Genomic DNA, 21,581 nt, shown 5'->3' with positions numbered 1-21,581 from the left:
CCACAACCCGCCGCAACCCGGGTCCCCGCGCGGTGTGGGGGCGGGGGGGCCCCCGCCCCGCCTCGCCCCCGGCCCCCGCCCCCGGCAATCGCCGGGGGCGGGCCCTTGTCACGTCGGTGTCGTCAGGAGCCGTCGCGGTCCCAGCGGTAGAACTCCTGGGCCATCGCGTCCTTGGGGCTGCGCCAGGTCGCCGGGTCGTAGGCGCTGACGTAGGCGGTGAGCCGCTCGCTGATGTCCCGGAAGGAGGGGTGGTCGACCACCTTGGCGATCGCGGGGCCGAGCGGCCGCTCTCCCTGCACGAGGTGCATGTACACGTCGTCGAACTGGAACAGGGTGCGGCGGGTCACACCGACGAGCTGCGGCAGTTCGCCGCTGTCGGACTCCGCGAACACCTTCGCGATGTCCGGGGCCGAGCCCGGCGCCATCCGGGCCACGATCAGGGACTGGTACATGGGAGGAGCGTCCTTTCGGGGGGCGACAGCCGGGCGGACCGTCCGGAGGGACGGTCCGCGGGCCGACGGGCTTGAAGGGTTCGGTCGGATTCGAAGGGTTCGGTGGGTTTCGAAAGGGTCAGTCGGAGCTGACGGAGGCGGTCGCGCGCTCACGGGCGCGCTGCTCGACCTTGTCCCGGATGAGCTTGAGCTGGACGACGGAGTTGCGGTTGATGTTGTCCGTCATCCACGCGTCGTCGACGGGCGCGTCGGGCTTCATCTCGAAGTCCTGCGTCCAGTGCATCCGCGTGCCCTCGGGGGTCTCCGAGTACACCCACTTGATGTTCATGTACGCGAAGGGACCGGTCTCGACCCGGCGGGCGAGCACCGTGAGCCGGGCCCGGTCGGGCTCCCGCTCCGACACCCAGCTCCAGACCTTGCCGTTGTCGTCCGGGTGCATGGTGAGACGGAAGGTGGTCTTGCCGTTCTCCCGCGACAGGACCTCGACCGACGCGTACTCGCTGAACAGCTGCGGCCAGTTCTCGATGTCGTTGGTCATGTCCCAGACGAGGTCCAGGGGAGCGGCGATGGTGATCTCGTTCTCGGTGTGTCCGGCCATGTTCAGGCTCCTGCCACTACGTTGCTGCCGACGAGGTCGAGGAATTCGCGAGGGGTCCTGCACCGCTCCGCGTCGGGCGGCAGGATCATGCCGTGGTTGTTCTCCAGCTCACCCACGATGCCGAGCAGGCCGAGGGAGTCCAGCCCGAACTCGTCGAAGCCGGAGTCCAGCCGGTCCTCCAGCTCCCGCGCGTCGACGGTGACGCCGGCCGCCTTCTTCATCAGAGCGGCCAGCTCCTGGACGGTCAGTTGGTTGTGCATCTGTCTCTCCTTCTCATCAGAGGGCCTGGGCGCCGTGCCGCAGCACGAGTGCCGCGTTGGAGCCCATGAGTCCCCGGCTGACGACCAGCGCCGTGCGCAGTTCGGCGGGACGCGCACGCCCCGTCACCAGGTCGAGGTCGTGGCAGGGGTCGTAGACGTTCGGCGTGGGCGGTACGAGGCCGTGTTCCATGGCCAGCACCGCCGTCGCCACGTCCAGCACCGGAGCCCCGCAGTACGCCCGGCCGATGCCGGTCTTGGGCGCCGTCACCGGCACCCGCCGGCCGTGCGCGCCGAAGACGTCGGCGATCGCCAACGCCTCGGCACGGTCGGCCGCCGGTGAGCCGAACGCGTCCGCGAACACCACGTCGACCTCCTCCGGAGCGCACCCGGCCTCGTCGAGCGCGACCCGGATCGCCTGGGCCAGCCCCTCCCGGGACTGCTCCCAGCGGGACGCGCCGGTGAAGGTCGCCCCGTGCCCGGCGACGAACGCCCGGACCGCCGCGTCCCGCTCCCGCGCGACCGTCTCCTCCTCGATGACGAGCATCGCGCCGCCCTCGGCGGGCACGAACCCACAGGCCTCCGCGGTGAAGGGCCGGTAGGCGCGGGTCGGGTCCTCGCTGGTGCTGAGGTCCTCGTAGCCGAGCTGGCAGACCACCGAGTACGGCGCCAGCGGCGCCTCGGCGGCACCGGCCACGACCACGTCGGTGCCCCGCCGGACCGCCCGGGCGGCGTGCGCCAGGGCGTCCAGGCCACCGGCCTCGTCGCTGGCGACCACGCCGCACGGTCCCTTGAACCCGCCGCGGATGGACACCTGGCCGGTGCTCGCCGCGTAGAACCAGGCGATGGACTGGTACGGACCCACGAACCGGGGGCCCTTCCCCCACAGCCGCTGGAGTTCCCGCTGCCCGAACTCACCACCGCCGGATCCCGCGGCGGTGACCACGCCGACCGCGAACGGCTCCCGGTCGGTGTCGGCCCGGCCGAGCCGGGCGTCCGCCAGGGCGCCGTCGGCGGCCGCCATCGCGAAGTGGGTGAACCGGTCGGTCTGGACGAGGAACCGCTCCTCGATCAGTTCCGCCGGATCGAACCCGCGGACCTCGCCGGCGATCCGCAGGGGCAGGTGTTCGCACCCCTCGCGGGTCACCCGGTCGAGGACGCTGACGCCCTCCTGCGTGGACTTCCAGAAGGTGTCGGTACTCACCCCGTTGGGGGCGACGACACCTATGCCGGTGACGGCGGCGCGCCGAGCACGCTGCGGCTTCATCGCGTCCTCCCATCTGGTCGGGTCAGGATCACCGCGGACTGGAAGCCACCGAAGCCACTGCCGACGGAGAGCACGTTGCGCAGCTTGGCCTTGCGCGCGGTGCGCGGCACGTAGTCCAGGTCGCACTCGGGGTCCGGGTTCGTGTAGTTCGCCGTCGGCGGCACGACCTGGTGGACGAGGGCCAGGACACAGGCCAGGACCTCGATCGCGCCGATGGCACCCAGGGAGTGGCCCACCATCGACTTGATGGAGCTCATCGGCGTCTGGTACGCGTGATCACCCAGCGACCGCTTGACCGCGGCGGTCTCGTGGCGGTCGTTCTGCTGCGTGCCGGAGCCGTGGGCGTTGACGTAGCCGATGTCGGAGCCGTTCAGCTGGGCGTGGGCCAGCGCGTCGTCGATGGCGCGCGCCATTTCCAGGCCCTCCCGGGTGAGACCGGTCATGTGGTAGGCGTTGCCGAAGGTGGCGTAGCCCCCGACCTCGCAGTACACGTGCGCGCCGCGGGCGCGGGCGTGTTCGAGCTCCTCCAGGATGAGGACCGCTCCGCCCTCACCCATGACGAACCCGTTGCGGTCCCTGTCGAACGGCCGGGAGGCGTGCTCCGGGTCGTCGTTGTTCGGAGAGGTCGCCTTGATGGCGTCGAAGCACGCCATCGTGATCGGTGAGATCGGCGAGTCCGAGGCACCGGCTATGCAGACGTCGACCCGGCCCTCCTGCACTGCGTGGAAGGCGTAGCCGATCGCGTCGAGGCCGGAGGTGCAGCCGGTGGAGACGGTCTGCACCGGGCCGTGGGCCCCGAACTGTTCGGCGACCTCGGAGGCAAGGGTGCTCGGGGAGAAGGCGCGGTGCAGGTGGGGGCGGGACCGGCGGTGGTCGACATCCCACCGCCGGCCGCTCTCACTGACCGCGACATAGTCGTTCTCGAGGCGCGTGGTGCCACCGACGGCGGTGCCCAGGGACACCCCCATGCGCCAGGAATCCTCCTTCTCCGGGTCGAGTCCCGAGTCGCGCACCGCCTCGCGGGCGGCGACCATGGCGAACTGGACATAGCGGTCGGCCCGTTCGGCCGTCGCCGCGTCGATTCCGTGGGCGGCCGGGTCGAAGTCGACCTCCGCCGCGATACGCGAACGCAGACCCGCCGGGTCGAAGAGCGTGATGCCCCTCGTCGCGGTGCGGCCGTTCGCCAGGAGGTCCCAGAACGCCGGTACGCCCACGCCACCGGGGGCCACGATTCCGACGCCGGTGACCGCCACGCGCCGGGTCATGACACTGCCTCGGCTCGCACCGGCGTCATGCTCCGGCAGGCCCCCTCCGTCTCGTCGGTCACCTCGGTGTCGACGTGGCCGAGCTTGGGGCGCGGCGCCAGCGGGCCCAGGTGGAAGACCATCCGAGCCTCCTCGTCGCCCACGTTGCGGAAGCGGTGCCGCATGTTGATCGGGATCAGCAGGCCCTGGTCGGCCTTGATGGGGAAGGTCTCGTCGTCCAGGTCGACTTCGAGCCGGCCCTGCACGACGTAGACGAACTCCTCGGAGTACGGGTGGTAGTGCTCCCCGATGCGGTCACCGGGCTCGATGATGGCCAGGCCCATGAAGCCGCTCTTGGCGCCCACCGCGGTGGGCGTGAGCACGGCACGCAGATCACCTCCGCGTCGGGTGTTGGGCTCGGTCTCGCTCAGGTCCACGATGCGTGGGCGGGACGTGGTCATGTGTGTTTCCTCCGGTTGATGTGTGCCGACGGCGTCTGCGCGTCCGGCCGCGGACCGGGCCGGACGCTCCGGTCAGACGCCTGAGGTGGTGCGGTCGGTGACCAGCTGCATGTCGGAGCGCTCGAGGAAGCGGACGACGTCCTTCTCGGTCGTCGGCGCCCCGTCGACGCCGAGCGCGTCGGCGTCGAGCAGGCGGGACAGGACGGCCCCGTTGCGGCCGCCCTTGAGACCGAGGGTCAGCACGGGGTCGTGCGCGATGTCGCCGCGTACGTCCACCAGACGGACGACGATGTCGTCGCGCTGGAAGATCGTGCTGCCGTGCAGCGGGTTGGCGGGGTCGTCGGCCGCCAGCTCGTCCTCGCGGGCGAGGAGCCGGGCCAGGGCCATGCCGGACCCGGGCTTGGCCGGGTAGAACAGCGCGTGCCGCTTCACGTCGCCGGGCTCTCCGGTACGGACCGCCACGTGGTGCACCGCGGGCAGCGCCGCCCGGGTGAAGAAGACCCGGGCCGAACCCGGATCGCTGAGGTCCCGGTCCTGCTCCAGGTAGGGGTTGATGGCCTCCTCGACCGCCCGGACCTCGGGCTGGCGGGACACGTGGCGCAGCGCGGCCATCAGGTCGCCCTCCACCTCGATGGCCCGGACCACCCGGTTGCCGTGCATGAACAGCGAGGTGCGGCGCAGCCGGGTGTTCTCGTCGACCTGCGCCTGCGGCGAGGCGTAGCCGGAGAGGATCTCGGCGACCTTCCGCTCGCTGCCCGGCTTCACGGTGAAGGTGAGGGCGTGGCGCACCACACCGTCGCCGAGCCGGGCCGTCGCCTGGAGGTGGCCCTTCTCCGACTCGGGCAGCGGCGGGGAGACGTTGCCCGTCTCGCGCACGATGCTGAAGCGCAGCGAACGGGTGTCACGTACGCAGCTGTGCAGCGGCTGGACCGTCTCGACGTGCTCCTCGCTGTTCACCCAGGCGAGGAACGGCGGGGCGCTCTCCCACTCGCTGGTGATGAGCCACTGCGAGGGGTTCTCGATCGACTGGCACAGCTGGTCGCTGATGTGGCCGGGGACGGAGGCCACTTGGTTGCGCATCCGCTCGTAGGCCTCCAGGAACTGCTTCTGGGCACCGTCATGAAGGTCCAGCAGCAAGATGACCCGCAGGCGGGAGCCGTCGAACGCGGACTGCGAGACCCGCTCCGACACGCGCTCCGGCACCTGCTCCGACACACGTTCCGTTACTCGTTCCGAGATTGTCATCCAGCACACATCTCCTCAGTGAGGTCCGGGGCGCTCCCGGTGTCGGGAACGGCGATCAGCCCGGACCCCGATCGTGGTTCGGTCTCGGGGACGGCGCGAGTCGCGTGAACCACGTGGGTGACCACCCGGGCGAACCGGGTGAAATACCGGGTGACCAGTCGGGTGAATGGGGCGAACGAACCCCTCCCGCCGGGGCATGGAAGCCCTGTAGCCGGGGGTCCATGGAAGCCCTGTAGCCGGGGTCCGCTGCTGGAGGCATTGATGACCGAAGAAGTCGACCACCACGTACCCGTACTCGTCGTGGGGGGCTCCCTCGTGGGCCTGTCCGCCTCACTGTTCCTGGGCCGTCTCGGCGTTCCGCATCTGGTCGTCGAGAAGCACGCGAGCACGTCGAGGCACCCGCGCGGGCGAGGCAACAACGTCCGCACGATGGAGCTGTTCCGGGTCGCCGGAGCCGAACAGCCCATCCGGGAGGCCGCGTCGACCCTGGCGGACAACCACGGCATCCTCCAGGCCCCGTCCCTGACCGGCGGCGAGGGCGAGTGGCTGTTCAAGGAGATCGACCCGGGCGGCGGCCTGGCCCGCTTCAGCCCGAGCGGCTGGTGCCTGTGCAGCCAGAACGATCTGGAGCCGGTGCTCCTGAAGTGCGCCCGTGACCTCGGCGGCGACATCCGGTTCTCCACCGAGATGCTCTCCGTCGAGCAGGACGCCGAGGGTGTCACCGCGATCGTGAAGAACCGCGACACCGGCGAACACACCACCGTCCGGGCCGAGTACCTCATCGCGGCCGACGGTCCGCGCAGCCCGGTCCGCGAGGGCCTGGGCATCGGCCAGACGGGTCCCGGCGACCTGTTCCACAACGTGAGCGTCACCTTCGACTCGCTCAAGCTCGCGGACGCGGTCGGCGACCGGCGCTTCATCTGCTGCTACCTGACCGACCCGGAGGCGGACGGCGCGCTGCTGCCGGTGGACAACGTGGAGAAGTGGGTGTTCCACGCCCCCTGGCACCCCGAGCGCGGCGAGACGCTGGAGGACTTCACCGAGGAGCGCTGCGTCGCGCACATCCGACGGGCCGTCGGCGTCCCCGACCTGGACGTCAAGATCACCGGAAAGGCGCCGTGGCACGCGGCGCAGCGGGTCGCCGAGCGCTACGCGCAGGGCCGGATCTTCCTCGCCGGCGACTCCGCCCACGAGATGTCGCCGACCGGGGCGTTCGGCTCCAACACCGGTATCCAGGACGCCCACAACCTCGCCTGGAAGCTCGCCGCCGTCCTCAACGGCTGGGCCGGCCCCGGCCTGCTGGAGTCGTACGAGTCCGAGCGGCAGCCCGTGGCGCAGGCGACGAGCGCGCGCGCCGCGGCCCGTTCGGTGGAGCACAGCCACCCGGGCTACGCCCCCGCCGCCGGTGCGGCCGGTGCTGGTGCCGGTGCCGGTGGCGGCCGTGGTGGCGGCGGCCTCCAGGGCGGCGTCCTCAAGGTGGCCCTGGGCTACCGCTATCCGCGCGGTGCCGTGGTCGGCACCGACGCCGAGGGCCCGGTCGTGCCCGAGCAGCTGGCGATGACCGGCGAACCCGGCAGCCGCGCCCCGCACATGTGGCTCCTGCGCTCCGGCGTGCGTACCTCCACCCTCGATCTGTACGAGAGCTCCCTCGTGCTGCTCAGCGGCGCCGACGACATCGCCTGGCACACGGCGGCGATCCGGGTCGCCGAACGTCTCGCCGTACGCCTGGAGTCGTACCGCATCGGCAAGGGCCCGCACGCGGACCTCGCCCCCCAGGACGGCACGGACTGGTCCGAGGTGCACGGCACGACGGCGCGGGGCGCGGTGCTGGTCCGGCCCGACGGATATGTGGCGTGGCGCTCGCAGGGCATGGTGGCCGACCCGGAGACGACGCTGTACGACCTCCTGGCCTCGCTGCTCGACCTGGTCTGAGTCCGCGCACCGCGCGACGCGGTGTCACCCACGGCACCCCTGAGGGATCTCAGCCTCCCGAGGCGAGAGCGATCCCCAGGGGTGTCCGTTCGTACAGCACCTGATGTCCGTACCGTCGCGCGGTCAGCAGACCCGTGTCGCGCAGGGTGGTCAGATGCGCGGACACCGACGACGGCGCGAGACCCAGCCGGTGCGCGAGGGCCGACGTGGTGGCCGGCTCGTCCAGCGCGGTCAGCACGGCGGCCCGGCCGCGTCCCAGCAGCCGTACGAGCGCGTCGGGCAGCCGGTCGGCGGGCTCGGCCCACAGGCCGCCGATCCCGCGCGCCGGGTAGACGAGCGTCGGCTGCCAGGGCGGGTCGAAGCCGCTGATGACGTCCGGCCAGCTGAACACGCTCGGCATCAGCACCAGCCCCTGTCCGCCGAGATCCCGTTCGTACTCGACGTGCGCCTGGACGGTCAGCGTCCCGGCGTGCCAGCCGCACCGCCGGTTGATCTCGGGCAGCAGCCCGCCGAGCCCGACCTCGGCCAGCCGGCGCGAGTGGAAGGCGATGTCCGCCTCCAGCAGGGCGCGCAGCCGGGGCCAGTCGGGGGCGAGGAGGGTGTGCCAGACCTCCTCCAGCGTGTCGGACAGCTCCCGGATCATGCCGGCCGGGTCCGCCAGCCACGCCCGGCCCCTTGGCGAGTCCAGCGCGCCCGGGGTGTCGGCGAGCGAGCGGGCGGTGTCCGCGCGGGCCGCCCCGGGATCGGCGGCGCGCACCCGGGCGATCTCCTCCTCGAAGCCGGCCGCCGGGCCGATGGGCGGCTGGCCCAGCCAGTCGGGGGAGTGACCGCGGCGCGGCATCAGCAGCCACAGCCCGGTCAGGTCCAGCGCGTCGGCCGCCGCGGCGATCCGGCGCAGCCAGTGCGCGTGGTAGCCCTGCCGGTCGGGCCGCTTCAGGGTGCGTACCAGCTCCTGCGTCTCCCACAGCGGGGAGAGCGCGAACCGGCAGCGCAGGAAGTCGTCCTCCCCGAAACGCAGCCGCACCGGCACGAGGCCACCTCTTTTCCCGGGAATCTCCCTCCGGACCGGCCGAAGATTCGGCCGCAGCCGAAACTCTACGACGGGCCCGGCCTCCGGCCGCACGCTGCTCCCCATGCCGGAAGAGCCCGAGCCCACCACGACCCTGCCCGCCCCCGCCACGCCACCGGAACTCCCGGAACACTTGGAACAGCCGGAACACCCGGAACACTCGAAAAGCCGGGAAAGCCGGGAAAACCCCGCATCCCCCGGAATTCCCTCGCCCACGGGAGCCCCCTCGTCCCCGACGGACCCCTCGCCCACCGGCTACGCCCGTGTCTTCGCGGTCCGTGAGTTCCGGGCCGTCTTCGCCGCGCATCTGCTGTCGATGCTCGGTGTGGTCGTCAGCGAGATCGCGTTGTCCGTCCTGGTCTACGACCTGACCGGGTCGCCGCTGCTCAGCGCGCTGGCGTTCGCGCTGGGGTTCCTGCCGTACCTGGTCGGCGGCACCCTGCTCGCCGGGGTCGCGGACCGCCACCCGGCCCGGCGCGTCCTGGTGGTGTGCGACCTCGTCTGCGCGGGATGCGTGGCGCTGATGGTGACGCCGGGCGCGCCCATCGCCGTACTGCTGGCACTGCGCTGCGTCCTCGCCGTCGTCTCCCCGGTGTTCTCCGGCACCCGGATGGCCACCCTCGCCGACGTCCTGGGCGACGGCGACCTGTTCGTCCTCGGCCGCTCCCTGCTGCGGATCGTCGCGCAGAGCGCGCTGCTCGTCGGCTACGGGCTCGGCGGCCTGCTGCTCACCGCGGTCTCCCCGCGCCACGCGCTGCTGGTCACGGTGGCCACCTTCCTCGCCTCGGCCGCCCTGCTGCGGTTCGGCACCCGGCGCCGTCCGGCCCGCGCGCGGGGCACGGGCGCCCTGGTGGGGGACTCCCTCAGGGGTGCCCGGCAGGTGCTCGCCGACCGGCGGGTCCGCACCCTGCTCCTGCTGTTCTGGGTGCCGCCGATGTTCTCTGTCGCGCCGGAGGCGCTGGCCGCGCCCTACGCCGACGGCCTCGGCGCCGGCTCCACCGGCCTCGGACTGCTGATGTGCGCGCTGCCGGTCGGCACGATCGCCGGGGAGCTGTACGCGGGCGCGCGGCTGCGGCCCGCCACCCGTGAGCGGATCGCGCTCCCGCTGGTCTGCCTCACCCTGCTGCCCTACCTCGGCTACGCCCTGCACCCCGGGCTCGCCGTCTCCCTGCTGCTTCTCCTCGTGGCGGGGGCGGGCTCGGCGTACACGCTCGGCCTCGACCAGTGGCTGGTCCGGGAGGTGCCGGAGGAACTGCGCGGCCGGACCATGACGCTGCTCACCGCCGGGCTGATGACCATCCAGGGCCTGGGTATGGCGCTGGCCGGCGTGGCGGCGGAGCTGGTGGGCGTGCCGGCGGCCGTCGCGGGGGCCGGGGCGCTGGGCACGGTGTGCTGCGTGACGCTCGCCGTGCAGGCCCGCCGTACCAGTCCGTCGTCCGAGCCCGTGGTCCGAGCCCGCCGTACGAGCACCGGCGACCGAAAGGCGAGACAGGGCTGACCGCGATATGACCGGCGGGTAATGTCTGACGACGTGCCGAAGCCGCTCAGCCTTCCCTTCGATCCCATCGCCCGCGCCGACGAGCTGTGGACGCAGCGCTGGGGAAACGTCCCCTCGATGGCCGCGATCACCTCGATCATGCGCGCGCACCAGATCCTGCTCGCCGAGGTCGACGCCGTCGTCAAGCCCTACGGGCTGACGTTCGCGCGCTACGAGGCGCTGGTGCTGCTGAACTTCTCCAAGGCGGGCGAGCTGCCGATGTCAAAGATCGGCGAGCGGCTCATGGTGCATCCGACGTCGGTCACGAACACGGTGGACCGGCTGGTCCGCTCCGGTCTGGTCGACAAGCGCCCCAACCCCAAGGACGGCCGCGGCACCCTCGCGTCCATCACCGACAAGGGCCGCGAGGTGGTCGAGGCGGCCACCCACGACCTGATGGCGATGGAGTTCGGGCTCGGCGCGTACGACTCCGAGGAGTGCGCGGAGATCTTCGCGATGCTCCGGCCGCTGCGGGTCGCCGCGCACGACTTCGACGAGCGGTAGTCCGTACGGGCCGGTGGGCCGTGAGATCGGGTACTTCGTACGGGTCCGTTCTCCCTACGGGTCGGTCCTCCGTATGGCTGGTCCTCCGTACGGGTCGGTCCTCCGTACCGGTGATGACAGCCCGGCGAGCGGGCGTCCGGCGAGCGGTGGCCCGGCGCGCCCTGGCCGGGGCGGTGGCCCGACGCGTGGCGTCCGGGATGCGGCGTCCGGGGTGCGACGGCCCCGGACAAGATCTCTGGGAACGGACGGTTACGCTCGTCCGCATGAAGAAAAGCGTGCTGACCCGCTACCGCGTCCTGGCCTACGTCACCGGTGTGCTGCTGGTCCTGCTGTGCCTGAGCATGATCGCGAAGTACGGGCTGGACATCGACGGCGCCGCCGACTTCACCCGCGTCGTCGCCATCGCGCACGGCTGGCTGTACGTCGTCTACCTGGTCTTCGCCTTCGATCTCGGCTCCAAGGCCAAGTGGCCGGTCGCCAAGCAGATGTGGGTGCTGCTCGCCGGGACCATCCCGACGGCCGCCTTCTTCGTGGAGCGGCGGATCAGTCGTGAGCTGGACTCGAAGATCGTGGACGGCTCGCCCGCGGTGGCCAAGGCGTAACGAGTACCGCCGTACGGGTGTCCGTACGGCGGTCAGCCATCGACATTTACTAGGACGTCCTAGTAAATTCAAGGGTATGGACGCAGACGCCATCGAGGAGGGCCGCCGACGCTGGCAGGCCCGTTACGACGCCGCCCGCAAGCGCGAGGCAGACTTCACCACGCTCTCCGGCGATCCCGTGGAGCCGGTGTACGGGCCCCGGCCAGGGGACCACTACGAGGGCTTCGAGCGGATCGGCTGGCCGGGGGAGTACCCGTACACCCGCGGTCTCCACCCGACCGGCTACCGGGGCCGGACCTGGACCATCCGGCAGTTCGCCGGGTTCGGCAACGCCGAGCAGACGAACGAGCGCTACAAGATGATCCTCGCCAACGGCGGGGGCGGGCTCTCCGTCGCCTTCGACATGCCGACCCTGATGGGCCGCGACTCCGACGACCCGCGCTCGCTGGGCGAGGTCGGGCACTGCGGGGTCGCCATCGACTCCGCGGCCGACATGGAGGTCCTGTTCAAGGACATCCCGCTGGGTGACGTGACGACGTCGATGACGATCAGCGGCCCGGCCGTCCCGGTCTTCTGCATGTACCTGGTCGCGGCCGAGCGGCAGGGCGTCGACCCGGCCGTCCTCAACGGCACGCTCCAGACCGACATCTTCAAGGAGTACATCGCCCAAAAGGAATGGCTCTTCCAGCCCGAACCGCACCTGCGCCTCATCGGTGACCTGATGGAGCACTGCGCGGCCGGCATCCCCGCCTACAAGCCGCTGTCCGTCTCCGGCTACCACATCCGCGAGGCCGGCTCCACGGCCGCGCAGGAGCTGGCGTACACGCTGGCCGACGGCTTCGGATACGTGGAGCTCGGCCTGAGCCGCGGACTCGACGTGGACGTCTTCGCCCCCGGCCTGTCCTTCTTCTTCGACGCGCACCTCGACTTCTTCGAGGAGATCGCCAAGTTCCGCGCGGCACGCCGGATCTGGGCGCGCTGGATGCGGGACGTGTACGGCGCGCAGTCCGACAAGGCGCAGTGGCTGCGCTTCCACACCCAGACCGCCGGGGTGTCGCTGACCGCGCAGCAGCCGTACAACAACGTGGTGCGCACCGCGGTGGAGGCGCTGGCCGCGGTGCTCGGCGGCACCAACTCGCTGCACACCAACGCCCTCGACGAGACCCTCGCCCTGCCCAGCGAGCAGGCGGCGGAGATCGCGCTGCGCACCCAGCAGGTGCTGATGGAGGAGACGGGCGTCGGCAACGTCGCCGACCCGCTCGGCGGTTCCTGGTACGTGGAGCAGCTCACCGACCGGATCGAGGCCGACGCCGAGAGGATCTTCGAGCAGATCCGGGAGCGGGGCCTGCGGGCGCACCCCGACGGACAGCACCCGATCGGTCCGATCACCTCCGGAATCCTGCGGGGCATCGAGGACGGCTGGTTCACCGGGGAGATCGCGGAGGCGGCGTTCCGCTACCAGCAGTCCCTGGAGAAGGGCGAGAAGCGGGTCGTCGGCGTGAACGTCCACACCGGCTCCGTGACCGGCGACCTGGAGATCCTGCGGGTCAGCCACGAGGTGGAGCGGGAGCAGGTGCGGGAGCTCGGCGACCGCAGGACGGCACGCGACGACGCGGCCGTGCGCTCGGCGCTGGACGCGATGCTCGCCGCCGCCCGCGACGGCTCGAACATGATCACCCCGATGCTGGAGGCGGTACGGGCGGAGGCGACCCTCGGGGAGATCTGCGGGGTGCTGCGGGACGAGTGGGGGGTGTACACGGAGCCCGCCGGCTTCTGACCGCCGGGCCACCGAGGTGCCGGGCCACCGAGTCGCCATGTCGGCTCCGTCGCCTCCGTAGCGACATGACCGCGTCGTCACACCGGTGAGGGCCGGTCGGGAACGGATGTCCGTTCCCGACCGGCCCTCACCTCACTTCTTCACTGCTCCGAACGAGTGGTACTCGCCCTAGAACTCCTGTACGAAGTAGGGCTGCACGGTCATCCAGCCGTTGCCCCGGGCGCCGTAGTAGGTGCCGTTGTTGTTCTGCGCCAGGGTGTACCAGGAGTCGACGTAGTCCGGGTCGTCGGTCCACCAGTCGGCCGGGATGGCGTTCAGGACCGCGTTGACCAGCGGGATGTAGGTGCCCTGGTCGGCGATGGTGAGCAGGACGGTCGCGATGGCGACGGCGAGGTCGTGGTAGTTGGTGCTGCCGTCCTCCTCCATCATCACCGCGTCGGCCAGGTTGTACTTGTAGTTCGACCAGTTCACGAGGATCTGGTTGGGCCGGTAGACCGTGCCGTCGTTGTCCAGGTACGGCATGTCCACGGGGTCGACGCGGGCCTTGCCGTCCTGGCCGAAGCCGGTGACCAGGGTGTAGATCTCGGCGTCGCCCTTGACCCAGGGCTCCTCGTCGTCCGAGAGCTCGACGGCGTTGATCTTCGTGGTCCAGAAGCCGCCGGCGGCCGCGGCGGTCCGGTCGGCGGACTTGGTGGTCGCGGCACCGGGGAGGGTGGAGGGCACCCCGTCCTTCACCAGTTCCTGGCGCAGGACGTCCATGCCGGCCGCCAGCGCCCTGGAGCTGTCGATGTCGACGACGTACACCGGGTGGGCGGGCGCCTTGCCGGCGTCCAGGGCGTGGGCGTGACCCTGGCTGTCGTAGGCGGTGACCGTCTTCGTGGCGTCGTCCGAGGTGGCCGCGGCGACCCAGGGGGTGGTGCCGGCGGTCAGGGCGGCGCGCATGGAGCCGTCGCCGAGGCGCAGCCGGAGCAGCGGGCCGACCTTGCCGTCCAGGCCCTTGGCGGCGGCGATCGTGTGGTCGGCGGCGGCCAGCGTGGACCTCAGGCCGGGGTTCGCCCGGCCGGCCAGCGCGGTGACGGCCACGTCGTCCGACGTCAGGGCGGCCGACTGCAGTCGAGTACGCCAGGCGTTGTCGCCGAGCGAGCGGGCTATGGCCCGCGCGGCCCGGTCCTGGGCGCCGGTGACCGCTTCGGCGGTGCCGGAGTGGGTGGGAACCGACCGGGTGGCGGCGGGGGCCGCGCCGGCCGAGGGGGCCACGGCCAGGGTCTGGGCCGCGGCGAGGGCGAGCAGGGTGGCCGCTGTGGCGGCGAGTGTGACACGTCGGGGGGTGCGACGAGGTCTCACGGGGATCGATCCTCCGGATGCGAGTGACGCACTGTCAGGGGATGGTGCCGGGTGGGACAGATGAATCTGGAACTACATCTATGCGGGTAGATTCCGCAGCACATAGTGACCTGGCCATGCCATGTGCGCAAGACCTCCGGACGAGGAAGATCGAAAGCTGACAGCGCCTCAACTTCCTTACGTACCAAGCCTGTTGAGCGAGTCGAAGATGGAACACGATGGACCGCGGCGGAACGCGATGGAACGCGGCGGAACGGCGACGGAACGAAGGGTCCGGTCCAGGCCTGTGTCCGTCGCGCGCGGTCGCCCGCCTTCGCCGGCGGATCCGGAACGGGCGCGAACGCGGCCTGTCTTCGTGCGTGGATCCGGAACGGACGGGAACGCGGCTCGTCTTCCGCCGGGGATCCGAAACGGACGCGAACGCCGTGCGCCTTCCTGTCGCGAACGCCGTGCGCCTTCCTGTGTGGATCCGGAAAGGACGGGAACGTCGTCCGTCTTGCTGCGCGGATCCGGAACGGGCGCGAACGCCGCCCGTGTCACGCCGAAGCGCCCGCCAGCCCCAGGAGCAGGACCCGGGCGAAGGAGGCCGCCCATTCCCGGTCCACCGGTTCCGCGCTCACCAGCGTGCGGTGCACCACGGCGCCCGCCACCATGTCGAAGATGAGGTCGACCGTGCGGGCCGCCTCCTCCGGGTCCGTCTCGGGGGGCAGTTCGCCGCGCGCCTGGGCGCGGGCGCGGCCGGCCAGCACGAGACGCTTCTGGCGGTCGACGACGGAGGAGCGGATGCGTTCCCGCAGCGCGTCGTCCTTCGTCGATTCCGCGACCGCCGCCATCAGCCCGCTCTTGGCCTCGGGCCGGGCCAGGATCGCGGCGAACTGGAGCACCACGCCCTCGATGTCGGCGGCCAGGCTGCCCCGGTCGGGCAGCTCCAGTTCGTCGAAGAGCTCGGCGACCGCGTCGACGACGAGTTCGTACTTGCCGGCCCAGCGACGGTAGATCGTCGTTTTCGCAACCCCGGCGCGCGTCGCCACGTCTCCCAACGTGAGCTTGGACCAGCCCAGTTCGACCAGCGCCTCCCGGGTGGCGGCCAGGATCGCGGTGTCCGCGGCGGCGCTGCGCGGGCGGCCGGTACGGGCGGCTGGGGTGCGGCTCTGCATCCCACGACCATAACCGGCCGTTCCCGGGACGCCGTGAGGGAGATCACCAAGGAGTGGTGTACCGGAACCGCCCGATGCCGTTACGCTACGAGTCGTAGCGAAAGCTCGTGCCGGACCAGCGCGGGCGACGACCACATGGCGTGGGGTGGGGACCCGGCGCCGAACAGCACACAGCCGGGCCGGGCTTTCACATCGCTTTTCACTCACGCGCGGGAACGGGGGAGGATAGACGCATGCAGCCACGGAACATGTCCATGAGCGGCGTCGTCGACCTCGCCGCGGTGAAGGCGGCCCAGGAGGCCAAGGCCAAGGCCGAGCAGACGCGCGCCGAAACGGCCCGCCAGGGCGGGGTGGGGGCCGTATCCCCGGCCGATCTCGTCATCGACGTCGACGAGGCCTCCTTCGAAAGCGAAGTCCTCCAGCGCTCCGCCGAGGTGCCGGTCGTCATCGACTTCTGGGCCGAGTGGTGTCAGCCCTGCAAGCAGCTGAGCCCCGTCCTCGAACGGCTCGCCGTCGAGTACGACGGGCGCTTCCTGCTCGCCAAGATCGACGTCGACGCCAACCAGATGCTGATGCAGCAGTTCGGGATCCAGGGGATCCCGGCCGTCTTCGCCGTCGTGGCGGGGCAGGCGCTGCCGCTCTTCCAGGGTGCGGCCGGCGAGGAGCAGATCCGGCAGACCCTCGACCAGCTGGTCCAGGTCGCCGAGCAGCGCTTCGGCCTGACCGGCCTGAGCGTCGACCCGGACGCCGAGCCGGGCGAGCGGCCGGTCCCCGAGATGCCGGAGGGGCCCTACGACGCGCTCCTCGAAGCGGCCGTGCGGGCGCTGGACGCCGGTGACCTGGGAGGGGCGGTCCAGGCGTACAAGAACGTCCTGAACGACGACCCGGGCAACATGGAGGCCAAGCTCGGGCTCGCCCAGGCCGAGTTGCTCCAGCGGGTGCAGGACCTCGACCCGCAGCAGGCGCGCAAGGACGCGGCCGACCGGCCGAAGGACGTGCGGGCGCAGATCGCCGCCGCCGACCTGGATCTCGTCGGCGGGCATGTCGAGGACGCGTTCGGTCGGCTGATCGAGACCGTGCAGCGCACGGCGGGGGAGGACCGGGACGCCGTACGGCTGCGGCTGCTGGAGCTCTTCGAGGTCGTCGGGGCCGACGACCCACGGGTCGCGGCGGCCCGGCGGGCGCTGGCACGCGCGCTGTTCTGAGCCGGACGGCGGCCGGTGGCGGACGGGGCACGAGCCCCGTTCTGACCTGTCGCTAAACACGACGGCGTGTGGTGCCGGAGTGAAAGATCTGCCGACGACTCGTCACTGCGGCCGCGCTTTACCAAATCTTGGTAATCGCGGCCGCTGTTACTGCGAGTAAGTCCAGGGCGTTCTTCTGTCGGGTTCTGTCCGGCCATCAACCACTTTGCACCCCCCTTGGGAGCCACCCAGCGTCGCGGATCGAGACCTCTGGGTCGCGCTTCGGTTATCGGCCCGTTACTAGCCAGTAACGAACCCCCTTGTGCGGGCGGCGAGAATGCACCACGATCGGCGACGCTCGGTCCATTCCCGTACCCGACATCCGGTCGGGCCGACGGGAGACTGTGGGTCCCCACCGAGCAGAGTCGACGACAGTGAGTCGGCTCTCGGACAGGGGGGTCTTCGCCCGAGGGCGAAGCCTGTCCGGCAGGGTTGTGCGTGATGTGCGTCAGGCGCGACCAGTGGTTGTCGCTCGGGGGTGATCGCCGGTGATTCCGGGCGCGGTTCGCGCCACCGGATACAGGCGCTCTCCTTCCCGAGGACGTAGCACTTCTCCCATCGCTGCCCGGCCGAGCCGCCGACTAGGGGCGAGCCGGGAGGGCAGGCGATGTACGTCCGAGAAGGAGGAAATATGGAGTCCCAGGTGCGTGGCGGGACCAGATGGAAGCGGTTCGCTGTGGTCATGGTGCCCAGCGTCGCCGCCACGGCGTGTATAGGCATCGCCCTCGCGCAGGGTGCGCTCGCCGCGTCGTTCAGCGTGTCGGGTCAGTCGTTCAAGGTGACGGCGAAGGAGCTGCACGGCAAGGGCTTCGCGCAGTACGGCGCCATCGACAACGGCTACACGCTCGCCGGCAAGCAGACCATTCACCCGGTCGCGGTGTCGTCGTTCAGCACGGCCACCATCGAAGAGATGTGCCAGTCGGTCGTCACGCCGAACATCCCGATCCTCGGGTCTGTCACCCTGACGCTGACGGCGGGCAAGGGCGACAAAGAGGAACAGCACGTTTCGGCCAAGAACCTGTACATCGACGTCGAGGAGCTCGGCGCCAAGAAGGCCGTGTTCACCGGTATCGACATCGGTGTGGCCGCGGGTGACACCGGTCCGAACAAGGACGGCAAGGGCCCGGGCATGAAGGGCGGCAAGGAGCAGGCCAACCCCTTCGGCTTCGCCCAGCAGGCGACCGAGGCGGACCTGTACGGCGTGGAGCAGACGGCGTGGGCCACCACCGCCGGAACCTTCACCCTCCCCGGCCTCAGCATGAAGCTGTCCCAGGGGTCCAACGAGTGCTACTAAGCACCCGGTGACGGGCGGGGGAGCCGCGAGGCGCCCCCGCCTGCCACCCCGCTCGACTTCGCAACACCCCACACCCCTCATCGCACCATCACTCTCACCACAGCAACGCCGCACCAGGGAGCTGTTTTCCATGAGCGCCGAGACTCCTGCCGCACCTGGCCAGTTCACTCGCCGGAGGCTGCAGTTCCGTGCGTGGCGCGGAACTCGCCCGTTCTGGGCCGGTCTGTTCGTCATGATCGGTGGCTTTCCGATCATGTACTTCCCGTACGCGCACCTGCAGATCGGTCATCTGACCCTGGCGATGTCCACCACGGCCGGCGCCGGGTCGCTGATCATCGGCGTGCTGCTCGTCGTGCTGGGCGTCAGCCTGTGGTTCCAGAAGCACATACAGATCTTCGCGGGTGTCGCGGCGATCCTGCTGGGCCTGGTGTCCCTTCCGGTGTCCAACTTCGGCGGCTTCATCGTCGGCTTCCTGTTCGCCCTCATCGGCGGCGCGATGGCCGTGGCATGGGTTCCCGGCGCGCCGCCCGAGGCGGAGCCGGCGAAGGAGAGCGGTGCCGGGACGGACGACTCCCCCGAGAGCGCGGTGACCGGCGGCGGTACTCCCGCGGAAGGTGCCCCCGAGGCCCCGCAGGACCGGGGCCCGGTGTTCACCAAGGAGACCGACGCAGTGGGCGACACGAACGATCTGTCAGCAACGATCCCGGCCAACGGGGCGAACGGGAGGCACAGTGTCGGCTGACGAGGTGGCTCACAGGACGGACGCGGACGCGTCGCTTGTGAGAACCGGGCCGCGCCACGCGGCGCCCAAGAAGCCGCTGTTCACCAGGTTCCATGTGCCGGCGGGCAAGGCGATAGCCCTGGCGGCGATGCCGACCGCGGTCCTCATGGGGATGGGGTTCACGCCGACGCTCGCCCGCGCCGACGACAAGCCGGCGTCCAAGAGCCTGACGGCCGAGGAGTACAAGGACTGCGTCGCGGCCATGGCGGACTCCACGGAGGCCTCGGCGTCCGCGTCACCGTCGCCCTCCGCGTCGGCGAGCGCCAGTGAGTCCTCCGACGCCACGAAGGACGACGCCAAGGACGAGGACGGCACGTCCTCGGGCACGGCGGGCAAGCCCTCTTCGCCGGATTCAGGTTCCGACGACGAGACCGAGCCCACCCCGTCCCAGACGTCCGCCACGGGCGGCTCGTCCGGGTCCGGCGGCGACACGGGTACGGCGACGCCCTCGCCCTCCGCGTCCGCGTCCAGCGGCAACCTGCTGGACACCATCGGGGACGCCCTCGGGGACGTCCTCACCGGTGGCCGCGGCGGCACGGAGAGCGCGAGCGCCACGCCCACGCCGTCCGCTTCCGCCTCGTCGGCCGCGGCGAGTGACGGCAAGGACACGTCCACCACGGACAAGAACGTGTCGGACACCGTCAAGGACACGACCAAGAAGGTCACCGACACGGTGGACGACACCGTGAAGGACGCCACCGACACGGTGGACGACACCGTGAAGGACGTCACCGACGAGGCGTCCGAGGCGGCGGAGGACGCCACCGCGTCGCCGAGCCCCTCCGCGAGCTCCACCACGGACCCCGACGACTGCCCGGCCGCCACGGACGCGGAAGGCGGAGTCGACAACAAGATCGCGCTGCCCGACGACCCCTGGTTCCTGAACGCCAGCGCGCTGACCCTGACGGGCGCCGACTACAAGGGCGTCGTCAAGGTCAGGACCGCCAACGGCACGGTCAAAGAGGTCCTGAAGTACGTCATCTCCAAGGGGACGAACATCGTCGACCTGCACCAGACCGTGCAGGACAAGCAGGCCGGCAAGACGTACCACGTCCAGGCGGGCAAGGGCACCGAGTCCACGATCACCGGTGGCGACACGGTCATGTACACCGAGAGCATCTCGGGCAACCTGTTCGGTCTGATCCCGATCACGTTCAGCCCGAAGAGCCCGCCGCCGCTGAACATCCCGCTGATCTACTTCACCAACGTGAAGGTCCAGCAGGCAGGCCAGTTCGGCGGCACGCTGACCATCCCGGGGATGCACCAGTTCATCACCGACTGACCGTCCCCCACAGAGCCCGTCCGGGAGCCGCACAGCTGAGGGCGCCCCCTGTCACCAGGGGGCGCCCTCAGTGCCGTGTCGGCGGTCCTGTCTACTTGCCGCTCTCGCCCAGGTGGTGGACGCGGACCATGTTCGTGGTGCCGGGGACACCGGGCGGGGAGCCGGCCGTCATGACCACGATGTCGCCCGAGTCGAAGCGGTTGAGCTTGATGAGCTCCTGGTCGACCAGGTCGACCATCTCGTCGGTGCTGTTCACGAACGGCACGACGTGCGACTCGACGCCCCAGCTCAGCGCCAGCTGGTTGCGGGTGCCCTCGTCGGTGGTGAAGGCGAGGATCGGCTGGGCCGCGCGGTAGCGGGAGAGACGGCGGGCGGTGTCGCCGGACTTGGTGAAGGCCACCAGGCCCTTGCCGCCGAGGAAGTCGGCGATCTCGCAGGCGGCACGGGCGACCGAACCACCCTGCGTACGCGGCTTCTTGCCGGGGACCAGGGGCTGAAGGCCCTTGGCGAGGAGTTCCTCCTCGGCCGCCTTGACGATCTTCGACATCGTCTTGACGGTCTCGATCGGATACGCGCCCACCGACGACTCCGCCGAGAGCATGACCGCGTCCGCGCCGTCCAGGATCGCGTTGGCGACGTCGGAGGCCTCGGCGCGGGTCGGGCGGGAGTTGGTGATCATCGACTCCATCATCTGGGTCGCCACGATCACCGGCTTGGCGTTGCGCCGGCACAGCTCGATCAGGCGCTTCTGCACCATGGGGACCTTCTCGAGCGGGTACTCGACGGCCAGGTCGCCACGGGCGACCATGACGGCGTCGAACGCCGCCACGACGTCCTCCATGTTCTCGACCGCCTGCGGCTTCTCCACCTTGGCGATGACCGGGACCCGGCGTCCCTCGTCGTCCATCACCTTGTGGACGTCGGAGACGTCCTTGGCGTCCCGGACGAAGGACAGCGCGACCATGTCGCAGCCCATGCGGAGGGCGAAGCGCAGGTCGTCGATGTCCTTCTCGCTCAGCGCGGGCACGTTCACGGCCGCGCCGGGCAGGTTGATGCCCTTGTGGTCGGAGACGACGCCGCCCTCGATGACGATCGTCCTCACCCGCGGGCCCTCGACGTCCAGCACCTTCAGCTCGACGTTGCCGTCGTTGATCAGGACCTGGTCGCCGCGCGAGACGTCGCCCGGCAGGCCCTTGTACGTCGTTCCGCAGATGTGCTTGTCGCCCGGCACGTCCTCGGTGGTGATGACGAACTCGTCACCGCGCTCCAGCTCCACCGGACCCTCGGCGAAGGTCTCCAGACGGATCTTCGGGCCCTGGAGGTCGGCGAGCACACCGATGGCCCGGCCGGTCTCCTTGGCGGCGGCCCGGACGCGGTCGTACCGCGCCTGGTGCTCGGCGTGGGTGCCATGGCTGAAATTGAACCGGGCCACATTCATGCCGGCCTCGATCAGAGCGACCAGCATCTCGTGGGAGTCGACCGCGGGGCCGAGAGTACAGACGATTTTCGAACGGCGCATGGGGCGATCCTATCG

At 70.8% G+C, this 21,581-nt stretch carries 20 protein-coding genes; 9 read left to right on the top strand and 11 right to left on the bottom strand.

Annotated features, from left to right (window positions below; all coding sequences use genetic code 11):
• Nucleotides 1-122: 122 nt before the first annotated feature.
• The 7 genes from ACWCQK_RS36580 to ACWCQK_RS36550 form a co-directional block, all read right to left on the bottom strand.
• Entirely contained in the window at nt 123-452 is a 330-nt protein-coding gene (locus ACWCQK_RS36580; protein WP_451162653.1) for a TcmI family type II polyketide cyclase, read from the bottom strand.
• 118 nt (nt 453-570) lie between these two features.
• Nucleotides 571-1,050: an SRPBCC family protein gene (locus ACWCQK_RS36575; RefSeq protein WP_451162651.1), complete on the bottom strand. Its 480-nt coding sequence runs from the start codon at nt 1,048-1,050 to the stop codon at nt 571-573.
• 2 nt (nt 1,051-1,052) lie between these two features.
• Nucleotides 1,053-1,310: an acyl carrier protein gene (locus tag ACWCQK_RS36570; RefSeq protein WP_451162649.1), complete on the bottom strand. Its 258-nt coding sequence runs from the start codon at nt 1,308-1,310 to the stop codon at nt 1,053-1,055.
• A gap of 16 nt (nt 1,311-1,326) precedes the next feature.
• Nucleotides 1,327-2,574 carry a ketosynthase chain-length factor gene (locus ACWCQK_RS36565; protein WP_451162647.1) on the bottom strand — a complete coding sequence of 416 codons (1,248 nt, stop codon included), beginning with the start codon at nt 2,572-2,574 and terminating at the stop codon, nt 1,327-1,329.
• Nucleotides 2,571-3,839: a beta-ketoacyl-[acyl-carrier-protein] synthase family protein gene (locus ACWCQK_RS36560; RefSeq protein WP_451162645.1), complete on the bottom strand. Its 1,269-nt coding sequence runs from the start codon at nt 3,837-3,839 to the stop codon at nt 2,571-2,573. The genes ACWCQK_RS36565 and ACWCQK_RS36560 overlap by 4 nt, the downstream gene beginning before the upstream one ends.
• The gene (locus ACWCQK_RS36555; protein ID WP_451162643.1) at nt 3,836-4,279 is read right to left on the bottom strand and encodes a cupin domain-containing protein; all 444 of its coding nucleotides are present in this window, start codon (nt 4,277-4,279) and stop codon (nt 3,836-3,838) included. The genes ACWCQK_RS36560 and ACWCQK_RS36555 overlap by 4 nt, the downstream gene beginning before the upstream one ends.
• A 72-nt stretch (nt 4,280-4,351) precedes the next feature.
• A complete protein-coding gene (locus tag ACWCQK_RS36550; protein WP_451162641.1) occupies nt 4,352-5,494 on the bottom strand; it encodes a SchA/CurD-like domain-containing protein in 1,143 nt (380 codons plus the stop codon).
• A gap of 291 nt (nt 5,495-5,785) precedes the next feature.
• On the opposite strand from ACWCQK_RS36550, the gene ACWCQK_RS36545 reads away from it, so the two are divergent.
• Nucleotides 5,786-7,456 (top strand): FAD-dependent oxidoreductase, encoded by a 1,671-nt coding sequence (locus ACWCQK_RS36545; RefSeq protein ID WP_451162639.1) that lies wholly within the window; start codon nt 5,786-5,788, stop codon nt 7,454-7,456.
• Between the two features lie 49 nt (nt 7,457-7,505).
• On the opposite strand, the gene ACWCQK_RS36540 is transcribed toward ACWCQK_RS36545, so the two are convergent.
• Nucleotides 7,506-8,486, bottom strand: coding sequence for a DUF5937 family protein (locus ACWCQK_RS36540; RefSeq protein WP_451162637.1), 981 nt, complete (start codon nt 8,484-8,486; stop codon nt 7,506-7,508).
• Nucleotides 8,487-8,589: 103 nt separating this feature from the next.
• On the opposite strand from ACWCQK_RS36540, the gene ACWCQK_RS36535 reads away from it, so the two are divergent.
• The 4 genes from ACWCQK_RS36535 (at nt 8,590) to ACWCQK_RS36520 (ending at nt 12,945) form a co-directional block, all read left to right on the top strand.
• Nucleotides 8,590-10,023 carry an MFS transporter gene (locus tag ACWCQK_RS36535; RefSeq protein ID WP_451162635.1) on the top strand — a complete coding sequence of 478 codons (1,434 nt, stop codon included), beginning with the start codon at nt 8,590-8,592 and terminating at the stop codon, nt 10,021-10,023.
• A 33-nt stretch (nt 10,024-10,056) separates the two neighbouring features.
• Nucleotides 10,057-10,566 carry a MarR family winged helix-turn-helix transcriptional regulator gene (locus tag ACWCQK_RS36530; RefSeq protein ID WP_451162633.1) on the top strand — a complete coding sequence of 170 codons (510 nt, stop codon included), beginning with the start codon at nt 10,057-10,059 and terminating at the stop codon, nt 10,564-10,566.
• Between the two features lie 263 nt (nt 10,567-10,829).
• Nucleotides 10,830-11,168: a DUF3817 domain-containing protein gene (locus ACWCQK_RS36525; RefSeq protein WP_451162631.1), complete on the top strand. Its 339-nt coding sequence runs from the start codon at nt 10,830-10,832 to the stop codon at nt 11,166-11,168.
• Between the two features lie 76 nt (nt 11,169-11,244).
• On the top strand, nt 11,245-12,945 hold the full coding sequence (locus ACWCQK_RS36520) for an acyl-CoA mutase large subunit family protein (RefSeq protein ID WP_451162629.1): 1,701 nt from the start codon (nt 11,245-11,247) through the stop codon (nt 12,943-12,945).
• Nucleotides 12,946-13,113: 168 nt separating this feature from the next.
• On the opposite strand, the gene ACWCQK_RS36515 is transcribed toward ACWCQK_RS36520, so the two are convergent.
• Together ACWCQK_RS36515 and ACWCQK_RS36510 are read right to left on the bottom strand one after the other, a co-directional pair.
• Nucleotides 13,114-14,289: a DUF3103 family protein gene (locus ACWCQK_RS36515; RefSeq protein ID WP_451162627.1), complete on the bottom strand. Its 1,176-nt coding sequence runs from the start codon at nt 14,287-14,289 to the stop codon at nt 13,114-13,116.
• A 536-nt stretch (nt 14,290-14,825) separates the two neighbouring features.
• Nucleotides 14,826-15,446, bottom strand: a complete 621-nt coding sequence (locus tag ACWCQK_RS36510) for a TetR/AcrR family transcriptional regulator (protein ID WP_451162625.1) — start codon at nt 15,444-15,446, stop codon at nt 14,826-14,828.
• A gap of 233 nt (nt 15,447-15,679) precedes the next feature.
• Here ACWCQK_RS36510 and ACWCQK_RS36505 point away from each other — a divergent pair, with 233 nt between their 5' ends.
• From ACWCQK_RS36505 to ACWCQK_RS36490, 4 genes are all read left to right on the top strand, one after another.
• Nucleotides 15,680-16,651 carry a tetratricopeptide repeat protein gene (locus tag ACWCQK_RS36505; RefSeq protein ID WP_451162623.1) on the top strand — a complete coding sequence of 324 codons (972 nt, stop codon included), beginning with the start codon at nt 15,680-15,682 and terminating at the stop codon, nt 16,649-16,651.
• A 670-nt stretch (nt 16,652-17,321) separates the two neighbouring features.
• Nucleotides 17,322-17,984, top strand: a complete 663-nt coding sequence (locus ACWCQK_RS36500) for a DUF6230 family protein (protein WP_451162621.1) — start codon at nt 17,322-17,324, stop codon at nt 17,982-17,984.
• A 130-nt stretch (nt 17,985-18,114) separates the two neighbouring features.
• Nucleotides 18,115-18,726, top strand: coding sequence for a DUF6114 domain-containing protein (locus ACWCQK_RS36495; RefSeq protein WP_451162619.1), 612 nt, complete (start codon nt 18,115-18,117; stop codon nt 18,724-18,726).
• On the top strand, nt 18,716-20,047 hold the full coding sequence (locus ACWCQK_RS36490; RefSeq protein WP_451162617.1) for a hypothetical protein: 1,332 nt from the start codon (nt 18,716-18,718) through the stop codon (nt 20,045-20,047). Before ACWCQK_RS36495 ends, ACWCQK_RS36490 begins: the two co-directional genes overlap by 11 nt.
• Nucleotides 20,048-20,138: 91 nt before the next feature.
• Here ACWCQK_RS36490 and pyk read toward each other — a convergent pair whose 3' ends face one another.
• The gene (gene pyk / locus ACWCQK_RS36485; RefSeq protein WP_451162615.1) at nt 20,139-21,566 is read right to left on the bottom strand and encodes a pyruvate kinase; all 1,428 of its coding nucleotides are present in this window, start codon (nt 21,564-21,566) and stop codon (nt 20,139-20,141) included.
• Nucleotides 21,567-21,581 lie beyond the last annotated feature (15 nt).

This window comes from Streptomyces sp. NPDC002306 (genome assembly GCF_053593435.1).
Note: the sequence above shows the minus strand (reverse complement) of the source record. Positions and strands in the feature narration are given on the sequence as shown.